Origin of the sequence: Corallococcus sp. AS-1-6, assembly GCF_020037015.1 — a bacterium.
In the GTDB taxonomy this organism is placed as follows: domain Bacteria; phylum Myxococcota; class Myxococcia; order Myxococcales; family Myxococcaceae; genus Corallococcus.
In genome coordinates this window covers 162,079-184,700 of the sequence record NZ_JAIQDE010000009.1, presented here as the reverse complement: position 1 = coordinate 184,700, position 22,622 = coordinate 162,079, and the positions used below count along the sequence as shown (strand labels likewise).

The window sequence follows — 22,622 nt, the reverse complement described above, 5'->3', positions numbered from 1 at the left end:
CCGCGTCATGCGGGAAAGGGGTTCCGACGATGCCGTTCACCCTCCCTCCGCGCTACGGGCTGTATGAGCCGGAGACCGAGCACGACGCCTGCGGTGTGGGGTTCGTGGCCCACATCCGGGGACAGCGTTCGCGGGGCATCGTGGAGGACGCGCTGGAGCTGCTCAACCGGCTGAGCCACCGCGCCGCGGCGGGGAGGGACCCGGAGACAGGCGACGGCGCCGGCATCCTGGTGCAGTTGCCGCACCGCTTCTTCAACCACGAGGCGCCGAGGCTGGGGTTCGAGCTGCCGCCGCGCCGCCAGTACGGCGTGGCGCAGGTGTTCCTGCCGTCGGAGCCGGAGGCGCGCCGCGCGTGCGAGGCGCTGTTCGAGGACGTGGTGGAGGAGGAGGGGCAGCGGCTGCTCGGCTGGCGCGACGTGCCGGTGGCGCCGGAGGAGCTGGGGCCGCTCGCGAGGGAGGCGGCGCCGGCCATCCGGCAGCTCTTCATCGCGCGCAGGCGCGTGGTGCCCAGCGCCTTCGAGCGCAAGCTCTACCGCATCCGCAAGCTGGTGGAGAACCGCGTGCTGGCGCGCGGCGTGGATCCCCAGGGGCGCTTCCACGTGGCGAGCTGCTCGTCGGAGACGCTCATCTACAAGGGGCTCCTGCTGCCCCGGCAGCTCCCGCGCTTCTACGCGGACCTGCGGCACCCGGAGTTCGTCAGCGCGCTGGCGCTGGTGCACTCGCGCTTCTCCACCAACACCTTCCCCACGTGGGAGCTGGCGCAGCCGTTCCGCTTCATCGCGCACAACGGTGAAATCAATACCCTGCGTGGCAACCGCAACTGGATGACGGCGCGGCGCGGGCTCCTGCAGACGGCGAAGCTGGGCGGGAGCCTGGAGCCGCTGTGGCCCATCATCGTCCCGGGCAAGAGCGACTCCGCGCAGTTCGACAACATGGTGGAGCTGCTCTACCTGGGCGGCCGCACCCTGCCCCACGCGATGATGATGACCATCCCGGAGGCGTGGGAGGGCAACAAGGAGATGGGCGACGAGCGCCGCGCCTTCTACGAGTACTCCGCGTCCCTCCTGGAGCCGTGGGACGGGCCCGCGGCCATCGCGTTCACGGACGGGCAGCTCATTGGCGCGACGTTGGACCGCAACGGCCTGCGCCCCGCGCGCTACCTGGTGACGGAGGACGACCGCATCATCCTGGCCTCGGAGACGGGCGTCATCGACGTGCCCGCGTCGCAGGTGCGCCGCAAGGGCCGGCTGACGCCGGGCCGCATGCTGCTGGTGGACACCACGGAGGGGCGCATCCTGGAGGACGAGGAGGTGAAGCGTGAAATCACCTCGCGCTGGCCCTACCGCCGCTGGCTGCAGCGCAACGTCTTCACCTTCGAGGACCTGCCCGCGGTCCCCGCCCCCGCGCGCCTGAAGGGCGAGGCGCTGTGGCGGCTGCAGCGCGCGTTCGGCTACACGGACGAGGACGTGCGCACCACGCTGGTGCCCATGGCGGAGACGGGCAAGGAGCCCACGGGCTCCATGGGCACGGACACGCCGCTGGCGGTGCTGAGCGACCAGGCCCCCACCCTCTTCAACTACTTCCACCAGCTCTTCGCGCAGGTGACCAACCCGCCCATCGACCCGCTGCGCGAGGCGCTGGTGATGACGCTGGCCACCGCGCTGGGCCCGGAGGGCAACACCTTCGAGGAGACGCCGGAGCAGTGCCACCGGCTGTCCCTGCCCGGCCCCATCCTCACCAACGGGCAACTGGCGCGCCTGGCGAACCTGCGCGGCGACACCGGCCTCTTCGAGCCGCGCTCCCTGAGCCTGCTGTACCCGCACGCGGGCGGCGCGGCGGCGGCGCTGGAGGTCGCGGTGGAGCGGCTGTGCACGGCGGCGGTGGACGCCGTGGACGCGGGTGCGAGCATCCTGGTCCTGAGCGACCGGGGCGTGGACGCGGCGCACGCGGCCATCCCCGCGCTGCTGGCCGTGTCCGCGGTGCACCAGCGGCTGGTGCGTGACGGCACGCGCATGTACACGGGCATCGTGCTGGAGACGGCGGAGGCGCGCGAGGTGCACCACTTCGCGTGCCTGTTCGCCTACGGCGTGTCCGCGGTGAACCCGTACCTGGCGCTGGACAGCTTGCGCGCGCTGGCGGACGCCGGAGAGCTCAAGGCGGACGCGGACAAGGCGCAGGCGCAGTACCTGCACGGCCTGGAGGAGGGGCTGCTCAAGGTGATGTCCAAGATGGGCATCTCCACGCTCCAGTCCTACCGCGGCTCGCAGCTCTTCGAGGCGGTGGGCCTGCAGCGCAGCCTCATCGAGAAGCACTTCACCGGCACGTCGTCGCGCGTGGAGGGCGTGGGGCTGCCGGAGCTGGGCCGCGAGGTGGCGGAGCGGCACGCGCGCGGCTTCGGCCCCGGCGCGGACGGCGAGGAGCCCCTGCTGCCGGTGGGCGGGCAGTTCCGCTGGCGCCGGCAGGGCGAGCGGCACAAGTGGAACCCGGCCACCGTGGCGAAGCTCCAGGCGGCGGTGCGCGCGAACGACCCCGTGCAGTTCCAGGAGTACTCGAAGCTGGCGGACGACGAGACGCGCGAGCACAGCAACCTGCGCGGCCTGTTGGACGTGGTGACGGAGGGCTGCACGCCGGTGCCGCTGGAGGAGGTGGAGCCCGCGCTGGAGCTGGCGCGGCGCTTCGTCACCGGCGCCATGTCCTTCGGCTCCATCAGCGCGGAGGCGCACGAGACGCTGGCCATCGCGATGAACCGGCTGGGCGGCAAATCCAACAGCGGCGAGGGCGGCGAGGAGTCCCGGCGCTACACGAAGGACCCCAACGGCGACTCGCGCCGCAGCGCCATCAAGCAGGTGGCCAGCGCGCGCTTCGGCGTCACCGCGGAGTACCTGGTCAACGCGGACGAGCTCCAAATCAAGATGGCCCAGGGCGCCAAGCCCGGCGAGGGCGGCCAGCTCCCGGGCCACAAGGTGGACGAAAGAATCGCGCGCGTGCGCTGGAGCACGCCGGGCGTGACGCTCATCTCCCCGCCGCCGCACCACGACATCTACTCCATCGAGGACCTGGCGCAGCTCATCTACGACCTCCAGTCCGTGAACGCGAAGGCGCGCGTGAGCGTGAAGCTGGTGAGCGAGGTGGGCGTGGGCACCATCGCCGCGGGCGTGGCCAAGGCGGGCGCGGGCTGCGTGGTGGTGGCGGGCTACGAGGGCGGCACGGGCGCCTCTCCCCTCTCCAGCCTCCAGCACGCGGGGCTGCCGTGGGAGCTGGGCCTGGCGGAGACGCAGCAGGTGCTGGTGCACAACGGCCTGCGCTCGCGCATCCGCGTGCAGGTGGACGGCGGCCTGCGCACCGCGCGCGACGTGCTGGTGGCGGCGCTGCTGGGCGCGGAGGAGTTCGGCCTGGCCACCGCGAGCCTCGTGTCCGTGGGCTGCATCATGCTGCGCAAGTGCCACCTCAACACCTGCTCGGCGGGCATCGCCACGCAGGACCCGGCCCTGCGCGAGCGCTACCAGGGCACGCCGGAGAACGTCGTCAGCTTCTTCCTGCTGCTGGCGGAGGAGCTGCGCCGGCACATGGCGAGGCTGGGCGCGCGCAAGCTGGAGGAGCTGGTGGGCCGGGTGGACCTCTTGCGCCAGCGCGCGGCGGTGGACCACTGGAAGGCGCGCAAGGTGGACCTGTCCGCGCTGCTCGCCGCGCCGGCCGCGCCGGCCACCGAGCCGCGCCACTGCCAGACGCCGCACCGCAAGGACGTGTCGGACCACCTGGACCACGAGCTGCTCACGAAGGCGCAGTCCGTGCTCGCGGGCGGGCCGCCGCTCCTGCTGTCGCTGCCGGTGGCGAACACGCACCGCGCGGTGGGCGCCATGCTGTCCGGCGAGATTGCCCGCCGCCACGGCGCGCAGGGGCTGCCGGACGGCAAGCTGCGGGTGAAGCTGAAGGGCTCCGCGGGCCAGAGCTTCGGCGCGTTCCTCGCGTCCGGCGTGACGCTGGAGCTGGAGGGCGACACCAACGACTACCTGGGCAAGGGTCTGTCCGGCGGACGCATCATCGTCTACCCGCCGGAGGGCAGCCGCTTCACGCCCGAGGAGAACGTGCTCGTCGGCAACACGGTGCTCTACGGCGCCACGGCCGGCGAGGTGTACCTGCGGGGCCTGGCCGGGGAGCGCTTCGCGGTGCGCAACAGCGGCGCGCAGGCGGTGGTGGAGGGCGTGGGCGACCACGGCTGCGAGTACATGACGGGCGGCGTGGTGGTGGTGCTGGGCCAGACGGGCCGCAACTTCGCGGCCGGCATGAGCGGCGGCACCGCGTACGTGCTGGACCGCGAGCGCTCCTTCCGCGAGCGCTGCAACCTGGAGATGGTGGAGCTGGAGTCGCTGGTGGACGAGTCCGAAATCTGGCTCGTGCACGGGATGATTGAACGCCACCTGCACCACACCGGCAGCGCGCTGGCGCGGCGGGTCCTGGACAACTGGGAGCTGATGGTGCCGCAGTTCATGAAGGTCATGCCGTCCGACTACAAGCGGGTGCTCCAGGCGCGCAGGGCGGCGCGCAGGCCGCCACCCACCGCGAGCGTCCAGCAGCTCCACGTCGTGGGCGGGGGGACCTGAGCCATGGGCAAGCCCACGGGTTTCATGGAGTGGCAGCGCGTCCACGCCCCCAAGCGGGACAAGGTGGAGCGCCTGGAGGACTGGCGCGAGCTGCACCTGCCGCTGGCCGCGGACGAGGCGAAGCGGCAGGCGGGGCGCTGCATGGACTGCGGCATCCCCTTCTGCCACCAGGGGTGTCCCCTGGGGAACCTCATCCCGGACTTCAACGACGCGGTGTACCGGGGCCAGTGGAAGGAGGCGTACCAGGTGCTCAGCCGCACCAACACCTTCCCGGAGTTCACCGGGCGGCTGTGCCCCGCGCCGTGCGAGGCCGCGTGCGTGCTGGCCATCGACCGGGACGCGGTCACCATCGAGCAGATGGAGAAGGAGATTTCGGAGCGCGCCTTCGCGGAGGGCTGGGTGAAGGCGAGGCCTCCGGCGCGGCGCACGGGCAAGCGCGTGGCGGTGGTGGGCTCCGGCCCCGCGGGGCTGGCGGCGGCGGCGCAGCTCAACGCGGCCGGGCACAGCGTGACGGTGTACGAGAAGGACGCCCGCGCCGGAGGCCTGCTGCGCTACGGCATCCCGGACTTCAAGCTGGAGAAGGCGGTGCTGGACCGCCGGCTCGCGCTGATGGAGGCGGAGGGCATCGTCTTCCGCACGGGCGAGGACGTGGCCGTCACGCCGGGCTGGCGCGCGCTGCGCGAGCAGTACGACGGCGTGGTGCTGGCCCTGGGCGCGCGCAAGGCCCGCGAGCTGGACGTGCCGGGCCGCGAGCTGTCCGGCGTGGTGCGGGCCATGGACTACCTGGAGCACCAGAACCGGGTGGTGACGGCGGGAGCGCCGCCGGACGCGCGCCTGGAGGCGAAGGGCAAGCGGGTCATCATCCTGGGCGGCGGCGACACGGGCTCGGACTGCCTGGGCACGGCGCTGCGCCAGGGGGCTGCGAGCGTGACGCAGGTGGAGCTCCTCCCCGCGCCGCCGCGGGTGCGCGCGAAGGAGAACCCGTGGCCGCGCTGGCCGCTGGTGTTCCGCACGTCGACCAGCCAGGAGGAGGGCGGCGAGCGCGCCTTCGCGCTGATGACGAAGCGGCTGGAGGGCGAGAACGGCCAGTTGAAGCGGCTGCACGCGGTGCGCGTGGAGGTCCAGCCCGAGCCGGGCGGCGCGCCGAGGCTGGTGGAGCTGCCGGGCTCCGAGCAGGTGTTCGAGGTGGACCTGCTCGTGCTGGCCATGGGCTTCACCGGCCCGGACACGGACCGGCTGGAGGAGGAGCTGGGCGTGACGCTGTCGCCGCGCGGCACGGTGAAGGTGGACGCGCGGTTCGCCACCTCCGCGCCGGGCGTGTACTGCGCGGGCGACGCCAGCCGGGGCGCGAGCCTCATCGTCTGGGCGCTCGCGGACGGACGTGAGGCGGCGCGCGCGCTGGACACCTGGCTGTCCGGCGCCGCCTCCGTGCTGCCCACGCGCGGTCAGGACTGCGCGTTCTAACCGCCGCGGCCCGTCAGTGGACGAGGGCCGCGGGCGGCTGGAGGAAGTCGAGCGGCACCTCCCGGGGCTGCGCCGTGAAGTCCTGGCGCAGCTCCAGCAGTTGCTTCACCACGCCGACGTCTCGGATGGGCCCCACCGTGAGCGCCGGCTCGGGCGAGCCGGGCGGCACGTCCAGGGGGACGCTCCCGGCGAGCGCCTCCATCCGCGCCAGGGAGCCCGCGTCCAGGCCCCGGACCCATCCGCACAGGGTGCAGTTGGCCAGCTCCTGGAGCCGCTGGTGCCGGCGCTGCAGGTCCGCGTACGGCCACGACGCCACCTGCGCTCCGAACTGGGCGTCCGGCACGAGGTACATGAAGCCCGGGCCCCCGCCCGTCAGGAACCTGGACAGCCGCGCCGGGATGCCGGACGTGGGGCTGACGTGCGTGAAGGCCACGTTGTCCATGCCGGAGAAGTCGTTGGTGCCCGTGTCCTTGAAGTGACAGCCATTGCACGTGTTGAGGGAGAACTCCTTCCGCGCGCAGACCTCCGCGGCATCCGTGGAGTCCACGCTGAAGCCCTCCCAGTGGGTGGGCTTCGCCACCAGCGAGTTGGCCCCCACGAAGGGCCGGCCACGGACCTTGCGAGGCACCGTGAAGTTCGCGGTGCACCGGATGGGGACGGTCACCGGCAGCTCGACGCCGTTCTTGACCTGCGTGCGCACGAAGAAGTCGATGTCCGGATCCACCTCGGAGTCATGGGTCGCGTCATCGGGGGTCCGCGCCATGGTGTGGACGCGCAGCAGCCCGTCGGAGGGCTTGTCCTTGCCGCTGACGGGGTGCTCGTCCACCAGCCGGAACTCCCGCAGCTCCCACGGGAACGCCAGGGCGGCCTCGTTGGTGCGGATCTGATTGAGCGCGTTGTCGTTGCCCTTCCCCGGCGCCCGCCCGCGCAGGACGACACTCTGGGTCATCTGCGTGAGCTGCGCCTTGTAGGCCACGTTGAAGGACGGGATGTTCCCCAGCAACGCCCACTGACGTGCCCAGGCGACGACCTGCGCGCAGCCCTCTCCGGGCACGCCGTATTCGAAGATGACGGTGAAGGGCCTGAGGTTGCAGGTGGCCTCCGTGCCGCCGCCCCAGGGCGAGGGGCGCGTCAGCCCGAAGAGGAAGCGCAGCTCGCCCGGGTCGGACTGCCGGTCCGCGTGGTCCCAACTGCTGGCCAGGTCGATGCGGTTGACGATGGCCAGCAACCGGAAGGGCGCGATGTCCAGGTCCAGCGGCCTGCTCAGCACCACCTCCCAGCGGGTCGTGGCGGGGTTGAGCCGGAGGGAGGACGTCGCGCCGCTGGCGGCGGCCCAGGGGGCAATCACCTCGTCATACATCTTGCGGCGCGCGGGCACCGTGTCGCCGTTGGACTGGAAGTCATTGAGCCAGAGCGACAGCCAGCTCAGCACGAAGGCCTCCGGCCGCGCGCCGGAGCCCTGGGCCATCTGCCGCATGAGGTGCGCGAAGGTCCACACCCCGCCCTTCGTCCCCGCGCCCGTGCACGGGTCCCACGTGCGCGCCGGGTCGAGCACCACGGCCGGGTCGCGGATCATCAGCGTCCGCTCCCACTGGGACTGGGTGGAGGCGGGCAGCAGGGGGCAGTTCGTGACCGGCACCTGCTCCCCCCACCCGAAGGCCGCCGCGTTCACGGGGAGCCCCTCGTAGCGGGCCACCGGGTGGCGGCCGTTGAACAGGATGGACTCCCGGCTGGTGGTCCCCAGCTCGCCAGACGCCAGCCGCCGCTCGTTCTCCTGGCGCCGCTCCAGCTCCGAGTCCGGGAGCCGCGCGAAGAGGGTGAAGAAGTCGGGGCCCGGGCTCGCCGGAATCGCGCCCAGCCGGGCCAGGGTGTCGGAGTGGAAGAGGACCGAGGGCCGCGCCGGGTCACCCACCACGCGCACCAGGCTGTCGGAGAGCTGCCGGTTGGCCGGGGGCGGCAGCTTCACGTGCACCGCCGTCGTCTCCCCCAGCGCCGTGGGCCATTCCAGCTTCTGGGCGAAGGTCCCGGCGACGGACAGGCCCGGCACGAGGGGCAGCTCCCCCAGGCTCGTGCTGCGCCCCCGCGACTCCTCCGCGGCGTCCTGCCACGACGGCTCCCGCGAAGGCTCCTGCGCGGGCTCCCTCGCGCAGCCGCTGACCATCAGCACGGCCCCCACCACGGCGACTCTCAATTCCTCGCACTTCCACAACATACATCCTCCCCGGCAAAGCCAGCCGTTTCCTGGAATGGCTGGCATTGACTCAACGCCGCTGGAGTGAAGTGCATGGACGGACGTCACGCCCCGGACAGGGCTGCCCGTGCGAGTGAACAGCAGGGGCTCCGCCCATTTGCTTCCCGACAGGCTCACGGCCTCGCGGGGTCCACATGCATGGAGGCCCAACGCATCGCGTGGTGCGTCAGTGGACGCGGGCCGCGGGCGGCTCCAGGAAGTCGAGCGGAAGGTCCCGTGACCGGAGCCTGAGGCCGGGGCGCAGCTCCAGCAGTTGCCGCACCACGCCAACGTCGAGGATGGGGCCCACCGTGAACGTCGACCCGGGCGCGCCGGGCGGCACGTCCAGGGGCACGCTCCCGGCGAGCGCCTCCATCCGCTTCAGGTAGCCGGCGTCCAGGTCGATGAACCATCCACAGGTGGAGCAGTGGGCCAGCTCCTGGAGCCGCTGGTGGCGGCGCAGCAGGTCCGCGAACGGCCACGACGCCACCTGCGCTCCGAACTGGGCGTCCGGCACGACATACATGGAGCCATTGCCCCCGCCCGTCAGGAACCTGGACTCCCGCGCCGGGATGCCGGACGTGGGGCTGACGTGCGTGAAGGCGAGGTTGTCCACGCCCGTGAAGTCGTTGGTGCCCGTGTCCTTGAAATGACAGCCATTGCAGGTGTTGCTGGAGAACTCCTTCCGCGCGCAGACCTCCGTGGCGTTGGTGGAGACCGCGGAGACGGCCTCCCAGTGGGTGGGCGGCGCCACCTGCGCGTTGGCGCCCAGGAAGAACCTGTCGTTGACGGAGGAGGGCACCGAGAAGCGGGCGGTGCAGTGGGAGGGGATGGACACCGGCTGCTCGACGCCGTTCTTGACCTGCGTGCGCACGAAGAAGTCCACGTCGGGGTCCGTGCGGAAGTCGTGGGTCGCGTCATTGGGGGTCAGCGCCAGCGTGTGGACGCGCAGCAGCCCGTTGGACGGGGTGTCCTTGCTGGTGCCGGGGTGCTCGTCCGCCAGGTGGAACTCCCGCAGCTCCCACGGGAACGCCAGGGCGACCTCGTTGGTGCGCAGTTGGTTGAGCGCGCTCTGGTTGCCCTTCCCGGGCGCCCGCCCATGCCGGACGACGCTCTCCGTCATCCGCTGCAGCCGCGACCGGTAGGCCTCGTTGAAGGTGGGGTACATCCCCAACCCCACCCACTGCCTTGCCCACTGGGTGACGGCCCGGCACCCCTCGCCCGGCACGCCGTATTCGAAGATGGTGGTGAAGGGCTTGAGGTTGCACGTCGCCTCCGTGCCGCCTCCCCAGGGCGAGGGGCGCGTCAGCCCGAAGATGAACCGCAGCTCGCCCGGGTTGGAGGACCGGCCTCCGTACTCCGTGCCGCCCCCCAGGTCGATGCGGTTGATGATGGCCAGCAGCCGGAAGGGCGCGATGTCCAGGTCCAGCGGCTTGCGCAGCACCACCTCCCAGCGGTTCGTGGAGGCGTTGAACTTGAGGGACGAGAGCGCTCCGCTGGCGGCGGCCCAGGGGGCAATCACCTCGTCATACATCTTGCGGCGCGCGGGCACGGTGTCGCCGTTGGACTGGAAGTCATTGAGCCAGAGTGACAGCCATTCCAGCACGAAGGCCTCCGGGCTCACGCCGGAGCCCTGGGCCATCTCCCGCATGAGGTGCGCGAAGGTCCACACGCCGCCCTTCGTCCCCGCGCCCGTGCACGGGTCCCACGTGCGCGCCGGGTCGAGCACCACGGCCGGGTCGCGGATCATCAGCGTCCGCTCCCACCAGGCCTCCGTGGAGGCCGGCACCTGGGGGCAGCTCGTCTGGGGCACGAGCGCGCCCCGCGCGAAGGCGTTGGGGTCCATGGGGAGCCCCTCGTAGCGGGCGGCCGGGTGGCGGCCGTTGAACAGGACGGTCTCCCGGGTGGGCGCCCCGAACTCGCCCGACGCCAGCCGCCGCTCGTTCTCCCCCCGGCGGTCGACCTCCGAGTCCGGGAGCCGCGCGAAGAGGGTGAAGAAGTCGGGGCCCGGGCTCGCCGGAATCACCCCCAGCCGGGCCAGGGTGTCGGAGTGGAAGAGGACGGTGGGCATTGACGGCTCACCGACCACGCGCACCAGGCTGCCCGCGAGCCCCCGGTTGATGGGAGGCGGCAGCTTCACGTGCACCGCCGTCGTCTCGCCCAGGAACGTGGGCCGGGCCAGCTTCTGGGCGAAGACCTTCGCGACGGAGCCGCCCTCCACGACGGGCAGCTCCCCCAGGCTCCGGGAGGCTCCCGGACCGGCGGCCTGCACGGCCGCCGGAGCCTCCCGCACCGGCGGGGGCGGCGTGGGTGCGGGCTCCTTCGAGCACCCCCACACCGCGAGCACGATTCCCAGGACAGCGACTCTCGATTCATTGCGTTTCCGCGACATGTGCTCCCCCCACGCGAAGCCAGCCCTGTCATCCGATGACTGGCCGTGTCTCAACGCAGCAGGCGCACGTGCATGAACGGAGGTCCAATGCATGGCAGGGCACCGTCAGACCCCTGACAGGGTGCTGCCCGCGCGAATGATCAGCGGGAGCCCTGCCCATCCCCTTCCCGACAGGTTTCCGGCCTCATGGGGCCCACACACTCGTTGCCCCAAGGCACCACGGGGCCCGCTCGCGTGAAGGCGAGGGGCCCCGTGCGCGCTGGCACCGCTGGGGACGAAGCGCTACGCGGGCACGGGCTCCGACGGGGCGGCGTGCTCCGGTGCGCCAGGCGCGCTCGTGGCGGGCGCGGGCGGCGTGGGGACGGCGAGCGCGGCGGTGGGGACCTCGCCCACGGTCTCTCCGTGCTGGCTCAGGTCGAGCCCCTCCTCCTCCTGCTCGCGGGTGACGCGCAGCGGGACGATGCGGTCGACGAGCTTGTACAGGAGGAACGAGCCCACGAAGGAGAAGACGGAGACGACGACCAGCGCCAGGAGGTGCATGAAGAAGGTGCGCGTGGTGCCGTGGATGAGGCCCACGTCCTTGGCGAGCACGCCGGTGAGGATCATCCCGACCATGCCGCCCAGGCCGTGGCAGGGGAACACGTCGAGCGTGTCATCCAGCGCGGTGCGGCTCTTGAAGTGGACGGCGGCGTTGCTGACGAAGCTGGCGACCAGCCCCACCAGGATGCTCTGCCCCACGGTGATGAAGCCCGCGGCGGGGGTGACGGCGACCAGGCCCACCACCGCGCCCACGCAGGCGCCCATGGCGCTGGGCTTGCGGCCGCGCAGCCAGTCGAAGGCGATCCACCCGAGCATCGCGGCGGCGGAGGCCGTGTTGGTGGTGGCGAAGGCGAGCGTGGCCAGGGACGACGCGGACAGCGCGGAGCCGGCGTTGAAGCCGAACCAGCCGAACCACAGCATGCCCGTGCCGAGCATCACGAAGGGGACATTGGCGGGAGCGTGCGTGGCGTGCGTCAGGTGCACCTGGCGGCGCCCCAGGACGATGGCGCCCGCGAGCGCGGCGAGGCCCGCGGACATGTGCACCACGGTGCCACCGGCGAAGTCGAGCACGCCCCACTGGCGCAGGAAGCCCTCCGGGTGCCACGTCCAGTGGGCGAGCGGCGCGTAGATGAAGAGGCTGAAGAGCACCATGAAGAGCAGGTACGCCTTGAAGCGCACGCGCTCCGCGAACGCGCCGGTGATGAGCGCCGGGGTGATGATGGCGAACTTGAGCTGGAAGAGCGCGAAGAGGAGCAGCGGCACGGTGGGCGCCAGGTCCGGGTGCGTCTCACCGCCCACGCCGCTGAACATGAAGAAGGTGCGCGGGTCCCCGATGAGGCCGTGGAAGCTGTCGCCGAAGCAGAGGCTGAAGCCCACCACGACCCACAGCACGCTGATGACGGCCATGGCGATGAAGCTCTGCATCAGGGTGGAGACCACGTTCTTCAACCGCACCATGCCGCCGTAGAAGAACGACAGGCCGGGCGTCATCAGCAGCACCAGCGCCGTGGCGGTGAGCAGCCACGCGGTGTCCGCCGGGTTGATGGGACCGCCCTGCTTCACCTGCGCCGCCGGGGTCACCAGCAGCCCCGCCACCCCCACCGCCACCAGCAGGACCATCGCCATCCACTTCTGCATCGCCGCACCTCTCCAGAGAGCTGACGCAACGCAGTGTAGGTCCGGACTGGGCTAGTTTCAATCAGCGATGACATATTTAACGACCAATCAACTCTAAATTCCGACACTTTAGTCTCAGATGTTCGGACAGGAGTGCTTTGGGCGGCAACCGTCAGGCCAGCCCCCTGACGGCTTCTCCGGTCTCGGCCCTGCTCCTGACGCAGTCCGTCACGGACCTTGGGGAGGGGGTTCCTGGGGCGCCAGCCGGTACACGTGGCGGAGCAGGAACGGCTCCCCGGGGCGACGCGTGAGCCGGCTGAGCGAGAGGGCGTCACCGCGGCGGGTCAGGACCGTGCGCACTTCGACAGGGGCTCCGTTCTCGTGCCCCGTCCCCTCCGCCACCAGGGTCAGCTCGCGGGCGTCGCGGCCTCCACGGCGTTCGAGGATGCGCATCCGTTCGGTGGAGCGCCCCTCTTCACTTTCGAGCCCCGCGCGGATCCGCAGGACCGGCGATGCGCGGACCGTCTTGCCGGGGCCGTCGTCGAAGGTGAAGGCGAGGCGGGCCTCCTCCCCCTCCCCTGTCACGGTGAGGAGCGTGGGGAGGACGACGCGCCGGTCGCTTCCGAAGTCGCGGTAGTCGAGCGTGCCGCTCCAGTCGCCCGCCAGCGCGGAGGCCAGGGAGGGGACGGCGGGCGGCGCGGGGGCCCTCGCGACTTCGGCCACGCGGTCCCGTCCCGCCTCGAAGTCGAGGAGCGTGGGGATGACGGTCTCGTCCACGGGGACGCCTCGGCCCGCGACGAAGTGCTCGATGTTCGTCCGGTTCCAGGCAATGGGGATGCGGATCCGCACGCCGCCGTGGGGCAGCGTCAGGAGGAAGATGCGGCCCGCCGTGGGGCCCTCCGCGCTGCCGGCGCTCTCCTCCCCCACGAGCCGCGCGCCCCCGCGCTCCTTCAGGTGCGCGATCGCCATCGTCGCGCCCGAGGCGTTCATGGGGCCGGTGAGGACCGTCAGCCTTCCGGTGAAGCGGTCCGGTGAGGGCTCCCGAGGCTGCCTCGCGGCCTCGTCCGGCGGGGGCAAGCGTTCCCACGTGCCGTCCTTCATGCGGCGGAAGTCTTCCAGGGGCGGCTCGAAGAGCTCCTGCCGGTTGCCCCAGCTCTCGATGTGCTGGGGAAGGTCTCCGTAGCGGATGGCCTTGAGCCGCGCGGGCTTCAACCAGACGAAGGGCTCCGGGAGCAGGTGGCGCAGCAGCGCGACCGCCACCTCATCCGAACCGCCTCCGCTCTCCCTCAGGTCGAGCACGAGGTGCTCCACGCCTCGGGCCTTCAGCGTCTTGAAGAAGGCGCCCAGGAAGGCCTCGGGGTGCACGGGGTTGCGGTAGTTCACGAAGGTGTCGATGCGCAACGTGGCGACCCTGCCGTCGAGCCGCCAATGGAGGGCCTTGTAGAACTCGTCGCGGTAGGGGCTCCCCGGCCAGGCCAGCGAGGTCCACCGCGTGAACGGGATGGGCTCCAGGGCGACGTGCGTGGGCTGGCGCTCTCCCGGGCGCTTCCAATCGAGCTCCCAGCGCGAGGGGAACCCGTGGAAGGCGGGCCAGGCTTCGTTGAAGTCATCGCCCATGAGGTCGCTGTCCGACGCCAGCTTCGCGGCGATGGCCTGGTCGGTGCTCCCGTCGTAGGCGACGGTGCGGCCCAGGGTGGGCAACACGCGGGGCACGGGCAGGCCGTTGATGGCGACGAGCTCCGAGCCGGGAGGCGGGGCTCCGGGCTGACCGTCGTTCGACACGACGATCATCCGTCCTTCGATGAGCTTGAAGCGCAGCGGCAGGTGCGTGGGTTGGGCGCGGCGCCACGCCTCCAGCGCTTCTGGAAGCTCCGCCTTGGTGTGGTCGCAGTGGATTCCGGCGAGCAACAGCGAGACCTCCCGCCACAGCGCGAGGTCGGTGATGGGACGTGACGCCGCCGCCTCCAGGCGGGCGAACGCGGCCTGCGTACCGGCCTTGTCGCGGTAGCGGTGGAGGCCCGGATGGAGGGTCTCCAGCGCCCGGCGCAGGAGCGCGACGTCGGCACGCGCCTTCGTCGCGTCCAGGGTGATGGAGGGAGGCGGAGGGACGGCGAGGAGCAGCGTCAGGGCCAGCGCGGGCAGCAGCATGGCCGGAGAGCTACGCCGGCACATCCCCCTCCGTCGTCTCAAGTCCTGGAGGCGCGCGGTTTTTCGTTTGTTGAGCCGTCCGCCACGCGGAGGGGCTGAGGCCGGTGTGTTCGCGGAAGATGCGATTGAAGCTGGCCTTGGAGGCGAAGCCCGCCTCCAGCGCCATCGTCAGCAGCGGTGTCGGGTCATCGGAGGCCAGCCGCTGCTGCACGGCGGCCACGCGCATGGCGTTGATGACGGTGTTGAAGTTGCGGCCCAGTCCCCGGTTGAAGGCGCGCGACGCATAGCTCTCGTTGGTGCCCAGGCGGCGGGCGACATCGGAGAGGGTGAGGCCCGGCTCGCGCCACCAGCCCGCGCTCTGGATGCGGGCCTCCCATCCAGCGGCCAGGGCGGCCCAGTCGCGGTCCGGTGCGGGGGCGCCGTCGGCGCGGAGCGCCCACTGGGGGAAGCGATGTCCGGCATGGCGCCAGCCCTCCAGCCCCAGCCCCAGGACGATGGCCGCGAAGAGCAGGTATTGGGGGAAGCGGTCGTAGTAGCTGAGGGGCGTCAGGAACCGGTCCACGAACGCGAAGCCCACGGTCGCGGTCCACCCCAGCTCCAGCGACACGAGCACGGTCGTGATCCATGGCTGGCGATGCGAGTCCCGGTCGCTGACGTGCTCCAGGAGCCAGCGCTGGTAGCGGCCGTGGAAGCGGACGGAGGCCACCAGGTACGCCGCGAGCGAGAGCATGTTCGCGGCGGATTCGACGGGAGCGATCCACGGCTCATGGACGGAGTCGTTCCAGCGCGACTTCCACGTCAGGGGCAGCGCGAACGCGCACAGCGTGTAGCCGAGCATGACGCCGGCGGGAACGAAGTGCCGCCACGCGCGAGCGGGCAGCGTGGGCGTCACGAGGCGACGGACATAGAGATAGAGCAGCGGCCCGGTCGCGAGGCCCAGGTCGAACGGCGCGAAGGACAGCCAGGGATACGCGTCATAGAAGCCCGCGAAGCCCAGGACATAGGGCATCAGCCGCAGCACGGAGACGCCCAGCAACGCGGCCAGGAGCCGGTTCGCCGGGCGGTTCCCGGAAGCCGTCAGGAGCAGCACGGAGACGAGCGCGCCAAAGCCCGCGGCCAGTCCCAGGGTCGTGCTCCACGGTCCGAATCGAATCACCGCTACCTCCTGCGTGGGTCAGTCCTCGGAGTCATCCGTACCGAGTTCTTCGGGCAATGGGTTGTTCATCAGGGTGAGCCGCCCTGGGAGCTGGACCACGAGGAAGCCCTTGCCGTCGATGCGGATTTGCATGCGGTGGAGGGCCTCGCCGCTCTTGAGCCACACCTCTGCTTCAGCTCGCGTACCGAAGTCCCGTTCGACCTTGATCTTGAAGTTGGGGTCGAGGCGTTCGCGGTAGTAGTGCGCGAAGTCCTCCAGCTTGTCGTGTTCCTGAACATACAGCAGACAGAACGCAGCGGCTTCGAACGCCTTCCACTCTCGAGAGCCCTTGGGAGCCTGCTCCATCGCGGCCCCTAGAACTTCGAGGACATCCTCCACTTTGACTTCTGGATTCTGGCTCAAGGGCGACGCCTTTCCTTGAGGCACTGCGTGGTGCAGTGCTGATGATGCATCGCCGAGTTTTTCGGAATGCTGGAGATAGAAGGTTTCCGCCTCCAACACTTCTCGAAGCACTGTTTCTGCACTTCTCCGCAGTAGGCCTCCGCGCCGGAGCCGCCAGTGCCGGCCCCCTCCGCCGTGCCAACACCCCGTGCATCCTCGGAGACGACATAGGTCTTCCGTGCCGGATGCTGGGGCTCATGGGCGTTACTCCACCCTTGCGCCCCAACTGCCTTCAAGCCGCGAGCGGCCCCGGTCCTGCGCGGGTCAGTTCACCTGCGCGAGCGGTCCATCGGCTTCCGCGTCCTCGTTCTCCGGCGCGTCCTCCACCGCGTCCACGCCCTGCGGAATCCCGTCCACGTACGTGACGACGTTGTTCGGCAGCGCCGCCACGCGCGGGCCCGGTGTCACCACACCCGTGAGGTTCAGCGGATCCACTCCGGACAACTGGATGCGCACACCGGACGGAGCCGCGCGCCGCACCGCCCGCGCCATGTCCACCGCCTCCGGCAGCGCGAACTGCTCACCCACGAAGCCCGACACGAAGCGCCCTCCTCGCAGCTCGCCTCGCGCCTCCATGCGCCGGTAGACGAACAACAGCTCGCGCCAGGTGGGCGCCAGCGACTCGCGCATCACCAGGTCTCGCCAGACGATGCCGTAGCGCTGGAGGAACAGCTTCGCCAGCGACTCCGTCACCTCCTCCTGCGACTTCGGCTCCGACGGCGCCAGGAGGCTCCAGCGGCCCGGGCCGCCCCGGTTGAGCAGCTTCTGGCGCTTGCGGTGCGCCGGGCTCTGCAGGATGCGCAGGTTCTGCACCGCGTCCGCGGTCACCAGTCCCTTCGCCACCAGCTCCCACAGCGCGTCCTCCACCTCCGCCGGCAGCCGCCGCGCCCGCGTCACCAGGTCCTGGAAGAAGCACGCGCCCCGCCGCTCCAGCACGCCCACCACGTCCTTCGCCGCCGCGCTCAGGTCCGGCGGCGTCCACACGCCCCCGTCCGCCAGCACCGCGTGCGGACGCGCCGCCGCGAGCATCCACTCCAGGTCCTCGCGCACCGTGAACGTCAACGGCGCGTTGCGCGTCGGTGAAGACCGCTTCGCCACCACCGGCTCCGGCGCCTCCAACACCGGCGCGCCCCGGCGCGGGCCCGCGGGCTTCGGCGGATCCTTCAGCGTCACCCGCCCCCACGCCACCTCGCCCGCGTAGCACGCGCGCTCCATCAGGTCCGGCGTGTAGCCCCGCATGCGCACGGGCAACAGGAAGCGCTCCCACGCGGAGGCCGGCGCTTCGTACCCCTGCAGCAACCGCACCGCCTTGAGCAATCCCGTGCTGCCCCGCAGCGCGTCCACGTCCTCCAGGTGGTGCCACCGGAAGAGGAAGCGCATGAAGTCCTGCGGGCTCAGCGGTTCAATCTCGCGGCGCAGCCGCCCCACCGTCAGCCGGTGGATGCGCTGGAGCAGGCGCCGGTCGCACCACTCCAACACCGGGCTCCCGTCCGCGTCCCGAGGCACCGGCACGTCGTCCTGCGCGCGGAACTGGCCTCGCAGCACGCTGCCCTGGCTCTCCAGATGGTGCAGCGCCAGGTTGATGTCGTCCGCATCCAACAGCGTCAGCCGCGCCAGCTCCGTCACCGTGGTGGGCCCCACCAGCTCCATCCGCCCGCGCACCACCTGGAGCACCGCCGCGTCGCGCTCCACCGGCCGGTCGTACTCCAGCACCGGCAACACCGGCTGCGTCACGGCGTCCGGGAAGAGCGCGCGCACCGCGTTGCCCCGCTCCGCCGACACCAGGAACCGCCCGCCCTGCCGCTCCAGCCAGGCCACGCGCCCCTGCTTGAACAGGCCCGTCTCCAGGCCTCGCGGCACCTCCGAGGCTCGCACCAGCACCAGTTGCAACAGCGCGTCGTGCAGCTCGTCCTCGTCGCGCATCGGCTGCGCGGCGTCCTCCACCACCTGCCGGATGGCGTTCGCGTCCAGCGCTCCGAACGCCGCCGCGTCCTCCGCGGGCATCGCGCGGCGCAGGGCCACGTTGCGCACGCGGCGCTCCTCGGCCGGCGCGTCGTCCAGGAAGGTGTAGGGCTGGCTGTTGATGAGCGCGTGCGCGAAGACGCTCGGCTCCGGGACGTCTCGCGCGACCAGTTGGATGCGCCCGTCCTTCATGCGCCGGAGCACCTCGCGCAGCCCGTCGATGTCCATCGCCTCGCGCAGACAGTCGTCCATCGTCTGCTTCACCAGCGGATGGTCCGGCAGCTCCACGTCCCCGCCGCCGTGGTTGTCCTGGCAGCCCACCTGCGCCGGGAACACCGCCGCCAGCAGGTCCTCGCTGCGCGCGCGCTGGAGGTTCGGCGCCACGCGCTTGCCCCCCATCATCCGGTGCAGCGTCAGCGCCCGCGACGCCACCCACCGGAAGCGCGTGCCGAAGATGGGCGCCTGGAGGATGGCCTGCACCAGCACCTCCTCCACGTTGTCCGGGTGCAGGAAGTCGAAGATGTCCGCCAGCGGGAACGAGTGCTGCTCACCCAGGCTCAGGAGGATGCCGTCCTCCGTGGCCGCCGCCTGCAGCTCGAAGTCGAACGAGCGGCAGAAGCGCTTGCGCAGCGCCATGCCCCACGCGCGGTTGATGCGGCTGCCGAACGGCGCGTGGATGATGAGCTGCATGCCGCCCGCCTCGTCGAAGAAGCGCTCGGCGACGACCTGGTTGTGGCTGGGCACCACGTCGCCCAGCATCTTCTTGCCCAGCCGCAGGTAGCCCAGGAGCGCGTCCACCGCGGGCGGCGGCACGCGCAGGAGCTTCTCCAGGAAGCCCGCCGGGTCATCGTGGCGCAGCAGCTCCTCGCGCAGGCGGCCCACCTGGAGGCTCAGCTCGTCCGTGCGGCCCGGGGCCTCGCCGCGCCAGAAGGGCACGTTGGGCGGCGCGCCCCTCGCGTCCTCCACCATCACCGTGCTGCCCACGACGCGCTGGATGCGCCACGCGGTGCTGCCCAACAGGAAGATGTCCCCCGGCGAGGACTCCACCGCGAAGTCCTCGTCCAGCGTGCCCACCACCTTGCCCTCCGGCTGCGCGGTGACGCTGAAGTTGAACGTGTCCGGGATGGCGCCGCCGTTGGTGAGCGCGGTGATGCGCACGCCCCGGCGCCCCTTGAGCCGCTGGTTCACCCGGTCGCGGTGCAGGTGGATGCTGCCCCGGCCCCGGCGCTCGGAGACGCCCTCCGACAGCATCTCCAGCACCTGCTGGTACTCCTCCCAGGTCAGGTCCTGGTACGGGTACGCGCGCTGGAAGACGCTGAAGAGGGCGCGCTCGTCCCACTCCTCGCACGCGCACGCGGCGACAATCTGTTGCGCCAGCACGTCCAGCGGCTTCTTGGGGATGCGGACCGCGTCCAGGTCTCCCTCGCGCACGGCGTTGAGGAGCGCGACGCACTCCACCAGCTCGTCGCGCGTCATCGCGAAGAGGATGCCCTTGGAGATGCCCGCCTTGTGGTGGCCCGCGCGGCCCACGCGCTGGAGCAGCACGGAGATGGCCTTGGTGGTGCCCAGTTGCACGACCAGGTCCACGTTGCCCACGTCGATGCCCAATTCCAGCGACGCGGTGGCCACCATCACGCGCAGTTGGCCGGCCTTGAGGCGTTCTTCCGCGGACAGGCGCATCTCGCGGGACATGCTGCCGTGGTGCGCGGCCACCCACTGCTGGCCCAGGCGTTCGCCCAGGTCGTGGGCCACGCGCTCGGACATCTTGCGCGTGTTGACGAAGATGAGCGTGGTGCGGTGCTCGCTGGAGAGATGGATGAGCCGGTCATAGACCTGCCCCCACATCTCGTGGCTCGCGATGGAGGACAGCTCCGCGTCCGGAATCTCGACCTTGAGGTCCCACGGGCGCTGGTGGCCGACCTCCACGCGCTTGCACTCGGTGAGGGACGCGCCGGTGAGGAAGCCGGCGATGGCGTCCAGCGGCTTCTGCGTGGCGGACAGGCCCAGGAGCTGGGGGCGCACGTCGGTGAGGGCCTTGAGGCGCTCCATGGACAGCGCGAAGTGGCTGCCGCGCTTGTCGCGAGCGAGCGCGTGGATCTCGTCCACGATGACCGTGCGCACGTGGCGCAGGGTGGCGCGGGCGCGCTCGGCGGTGAGGTAGAGGTAGAGGGACTCGGGCGTGGTGATGAGGATGTGCGGCGGGCGGCGCACCATCTGGGCGCGCTCGCCCGCGGGCGTGTCACCGGTGCGCACCTGGACGCGGAGCGGCTGGGGTTCGTAGCCCTCCTCGCGCGCCAGGGTCATCAGCTCCTCCAGCGGCTGGAGGAGGTTCTTCTGCACGTCGTTGCCCAGGGCCTTCAGGGGCGACACGTAGAGGACCTGGGTGCGGTCGGTGAGCGTGCCGTCGAGCGCCAGCCGGAACAGGGAGTCCAGCGCGGCGAGGAACGCGGTGAGCGTCTTGCCGCTGCCCGTGGGCGCGGCGATGAGCACGTCATGGCCGCCGTGGATGAGGGGCCAGCCTTCAATCTGCGGACGGGTGGGTTCGCCCAGGCGTGAAGCGAACCAGCGCCGCACCACCGGGTGGAAGGCGGCGAGCGCCGGATGGGCCGCGAACTCCGACGTGAACGCGAGGGCGATTTGAGGGGACATGGCGGGCTCCCAGACAGCCAGCCTGAACACAGGTACAGCGCGCCGTCAACGGACGCCCGGTGCCCTCTCCTGCCCCCAGGTCAGGGGGATGTCGGAGGGCCCGCGTATACCCCCGAACCGTCGACGGATTCGTCTCCCCAGCAGGACGCAGGGCACCCAGGCGGGCAGTTATCACCTCGCCACAGGACACCGCATCACGGTGCCGCCCGGTTCCGTGCATGACCCTGGTGGCGGATTGAAAGCGGCTGGAATGTCAGTAGATTTCTACTGAATTTCCAGTGGGCATCCGTTCGCACATCAATGCCCTCGCGGAAGAGACCCTGCTCCCCTCAAGCCGTTGGCAACGGAGTGCCCGCCATGACGACTTCCTCCTACCGCCTGCAGGCAACGCTTCCTGCGCCCTATGGAACCCAGCTTGAGCAACTTCGGAGCAAGCTCCAGATCGACAACACCGAGGTCATCAAGGAGGCGTTGGGCTTCTTCGCCAAGGCCGTGCTCGAGGCGAGCCTGGGCCGCCGCATCGCCTTCGTGGACGAGAAGCATCAGGTGCTTGCTGAGTACAGCTCACCATCCCTCACCCGGCTGGAATGGAACGCCCGAGAGGAAGGCCGCGTCGTGCTGCCCGACAGTGACTTCGACCGGCTCGTGGAAGCGTTGGAGAAGCCCGCGAAGCCGCTGCCCCGGCTTCGGAAGCTTGCGCGCAAGAAGGCCCGCTAACGTTTTGGAGAAACGAAAGGGGGTGCCGTCATGACGGTCTCCCTGATGTTTCCCGAGCTCACCGCCATCACCAGCAAGGACGCTGCCAGTGGTTTCCGCTGTGAGGAGGAGGCGCTCACTCGCTTCTTCCAACAACAGGCTACGCAGCAGGGGCGCCGCGAGGAGAACCGGACCTGGGTGCTCCACCGGCCCGACGGACGGCCTGAGCTGCCCTGGGTGCTGGGCTTCTACACACTCACCTGGATCCAACTGGAGCGCAGCAACCTGCCTGCGCCCGTCATCCGGCGGCTACCGGACTATCCGGTCCGCGCCATCCTCATCGGGCGCCTTGCGCGCGACGAGCGGTGCAAGGGCATGGGCATCGGGGAGCATCTGCTCGATGACGCCCACCGCAGGGCCTTGCGCGTCAACACGGACATTGGAGGGCTCGTCGTCGTCGTGGACGCGAAGAACGCGCACGCAGCGGCGTTCTACGAGGCACATGACTACACAGCCCTCATTCGCACCGAGCCAGAGGCCGCGTCGTGGCCCCGGCGCTACTTCGTGAGGATGGAAGACCTGAGAGCGACCTATGAGGGAACGTAGCTACGAAGAGTCGAGAAGGAAGTGGGCTCGAACGGCAACGTGCCAAGTGCACCAGTACATGCATCGCTCACAGGGGCATCGAATCACTCACGGACTGTGGATCAACTTCTTCAATCTCAGGGTCTCGGCGCTTTGGCGCAGGCCGCGCGGCGGGAAGGGGCGGCGGATTTGCCTTCAGGAAGTCATTGCAGACTCTGTCGAGCATAGGTGCGAGCGCCATGCGAACAACTGACTCTATCTCACGGTTAGGGACAGCTCCGTACTGGCCGCCGGTTTCCCAGGTGACGACGCCGTATGCTCGTTTCCCATTGTAAAGTCTGAGGTCCGTCGGCCTGCCGAGGGCACCGACATCCACGGCAATGTGCAGGTACGCACTAGCAACTGATTTGACGACCTCTTCGTCTGTGAGGACTCGAATTCCTGCCCGCCGGAGAGCGAGTTCCGCCATGACAACAACGTCGGCTCGAGTCACGCCTGCATTGATGGGAATCTTCTCAACGAGAATGCCGAGCCCAGGAAGACCTGCCAGGGTTTCCATTTGAGGCCGGTACGATGTGGCACATCCGGCTACGAGTTCCGTAGCAACGATTTCCCATACCGCCTCCATATCCGTGAGGCTAT

Annotated in this window: 12 protein-coding genes; 4 read left to right on the top strand and 8 right to left on the bottom strand. The window is 70.6% G+C overall.

Annotated elements, in window-relative coordinates; genetic code table 11:
* Window positions 1–29: 29 nt before the first annotated feature.
* Both gltB and K8612_RS14965 read left to right on the top strand, forming a co-directional pair.
* The gene (gltB, locus tag K8612_RS14970) at window positions 30–4,601 is read left to right on the top strand and encodes a glutamate synthase large subunit (RefSeq protein ID WP_223762751.1); all 4,572 of its coding nucleotides are present in this window, start codon (window positions 30–32) and stop codon (window positions 4,599–4,601) included.
* A gap of 3 nt (window positions 4,602–4,604) precedes the next feature.
* A complete protein-coding gene (locus tag K8612_RS14965; RefSeq protein WP_223762750.1) occupies window positions 4,605–6,065 on the top strand; it encodes a glutamate synthase subunit beta in 1,461 nt (486 codons plus the stop codon).
* Window positions 6,066–6,078: 13 nt separating this feature from the next.
* Here K8612_RS14965 and K8612_RS14960 read toward each other — a convergent pair whose 3' ends face one another.
* From K8612_RS14960 to K8612_RS14930, 7 genes are all read right to left on the bottom strand, one after another.
* On the bottom strand, window positions 6,079–8,256 hold the full coding sequence (locus K8612_RS14960; RefSeq protein ID WP_223762749.1) for a hypothetical protein: 2,178 nt from the start codon (window positions 8,254–8,256) through the stop codon (window positions 6,079–6,081).
* 226 nt (window positions 8,257–8,482) lie between these two features.
* The gene (locus K8612_RS14955; protein WP_223762748.1) at window positions 8,483–10,687 is read right to left on the bottom strand and encodes a hypothetical protein; all 2,205 of its coding nucleotides are present in this window, start codon (window positions 10,685–10,687) and stop codon (window positions 8,483–8,485) included.
* A gap of 282 nt (window positions 10,688–10,969) precedes the next feature.
* A complete protein-coding gene (locus tag K8612_RS14950) occupies window positions 10,970–12,364 on the bottom strand; it encodes an ammonium transporter (RefSeq protein ID WP_223762747.1) in 1,395 nt (464 codons plus the stop codon).
* A 207-nt stretch (window positions 12,365–12,571) separates the two neighbouring features.
* On the bottom strand, window positions 12,572–14,491 hold the full coding sequence (locus K8612_RS14945; RefSeq protein WP_223762746.1) for a S41 family peptidase: 1,920 nt from the start codon (window positions 14,489–14,491) through the stop codon (window positions 12,572–12,574).
* A 10-nt stretch (window positions 14,492–14,501) separates the two neighbouring features.
* Window positions 14,502–15,647, bottom strand: a complete 1,146-nt coding sequence (locus K8612_RS39555) for a helix-turn-helix domain-containing protein (RefSeq protein WP_223762745.1) — start codon at window positions 15,645–15,647, stop codon at window positions 14,502–14,504.
* A gap of 18 nt (window positions 15,648–15,665) precedes the next feature.
* Window positions 15,666–16,160 carry a hypothetical protein gene (locus K8612_RS14935; protein ID WP_223762744.1) on the bottom strand — a complete coding sequence of 165 codons (495 nt, stop codon included), beginning with the start codon at window positions 16,158–16,160 and terminating at the stop codon, window positions 15,666–15,668.
* 192 nt (window positions 16,161–16,352) lie between these two features.
* Window positions 16,353–20,699 carry a DEAD/DEAH box helicase gene (locus K8612_RS14930; RefSeq protein ID WP_223762743.1) on the bottom strand — a complete coding sequence of 1,449 codons (4,347 nt, stop codon included), beginning with the start codon at window positions 20,697–20,699 and terminating at the stop codon, window positions 16,353–16,355.
* Window positions 20,700–21,056: 357 nt separating this feature from the next.
* Between K8612_RS14930 and K8612_RS14925 the strand changes: the two genes are divergently transcribed.
* Window positions 21,057–21,416: a DUF1778 domain-containing protein gene (locus K8612_RS14925; protein WP_223762742.1), complete on the top strand. Its 360-nt coding sequence runs from the start codon at window positions 21,057–21,059 to the stop codon at window positions 21,414–21,416.
* 30 nt (window positions 21,417–21,446) lie between these two features.
* Window positions 21,447–22,001, top strand: coding sequence for a GNAT family N-acetyltransferase (locus K8612_RS14920; protein WP_223762741.1), 555 nt, complete (start codon window positions 21,447–21,449; stop codon window positions 21,999–22,001).
* Window positions 22,002–22,068: 67 nt separating this feature from the next.
* On the opposite strand, the gene K8612_RS14915 is transcribed toward K8612_RS14920, so the two are convergent.
* Complete coding sequence (locus K8612_RS14915; protein ID WP_223762740.1) at window positions 22,069–22,539, bottom strand: hypothetical protein; 471 nt, start codon at window positions 22,537–22,539, stop codon at window positions 22,069–22,071.
* Between the last annotated feature and the right edge of the window lie 83 nt (window positions 22,540–22,622).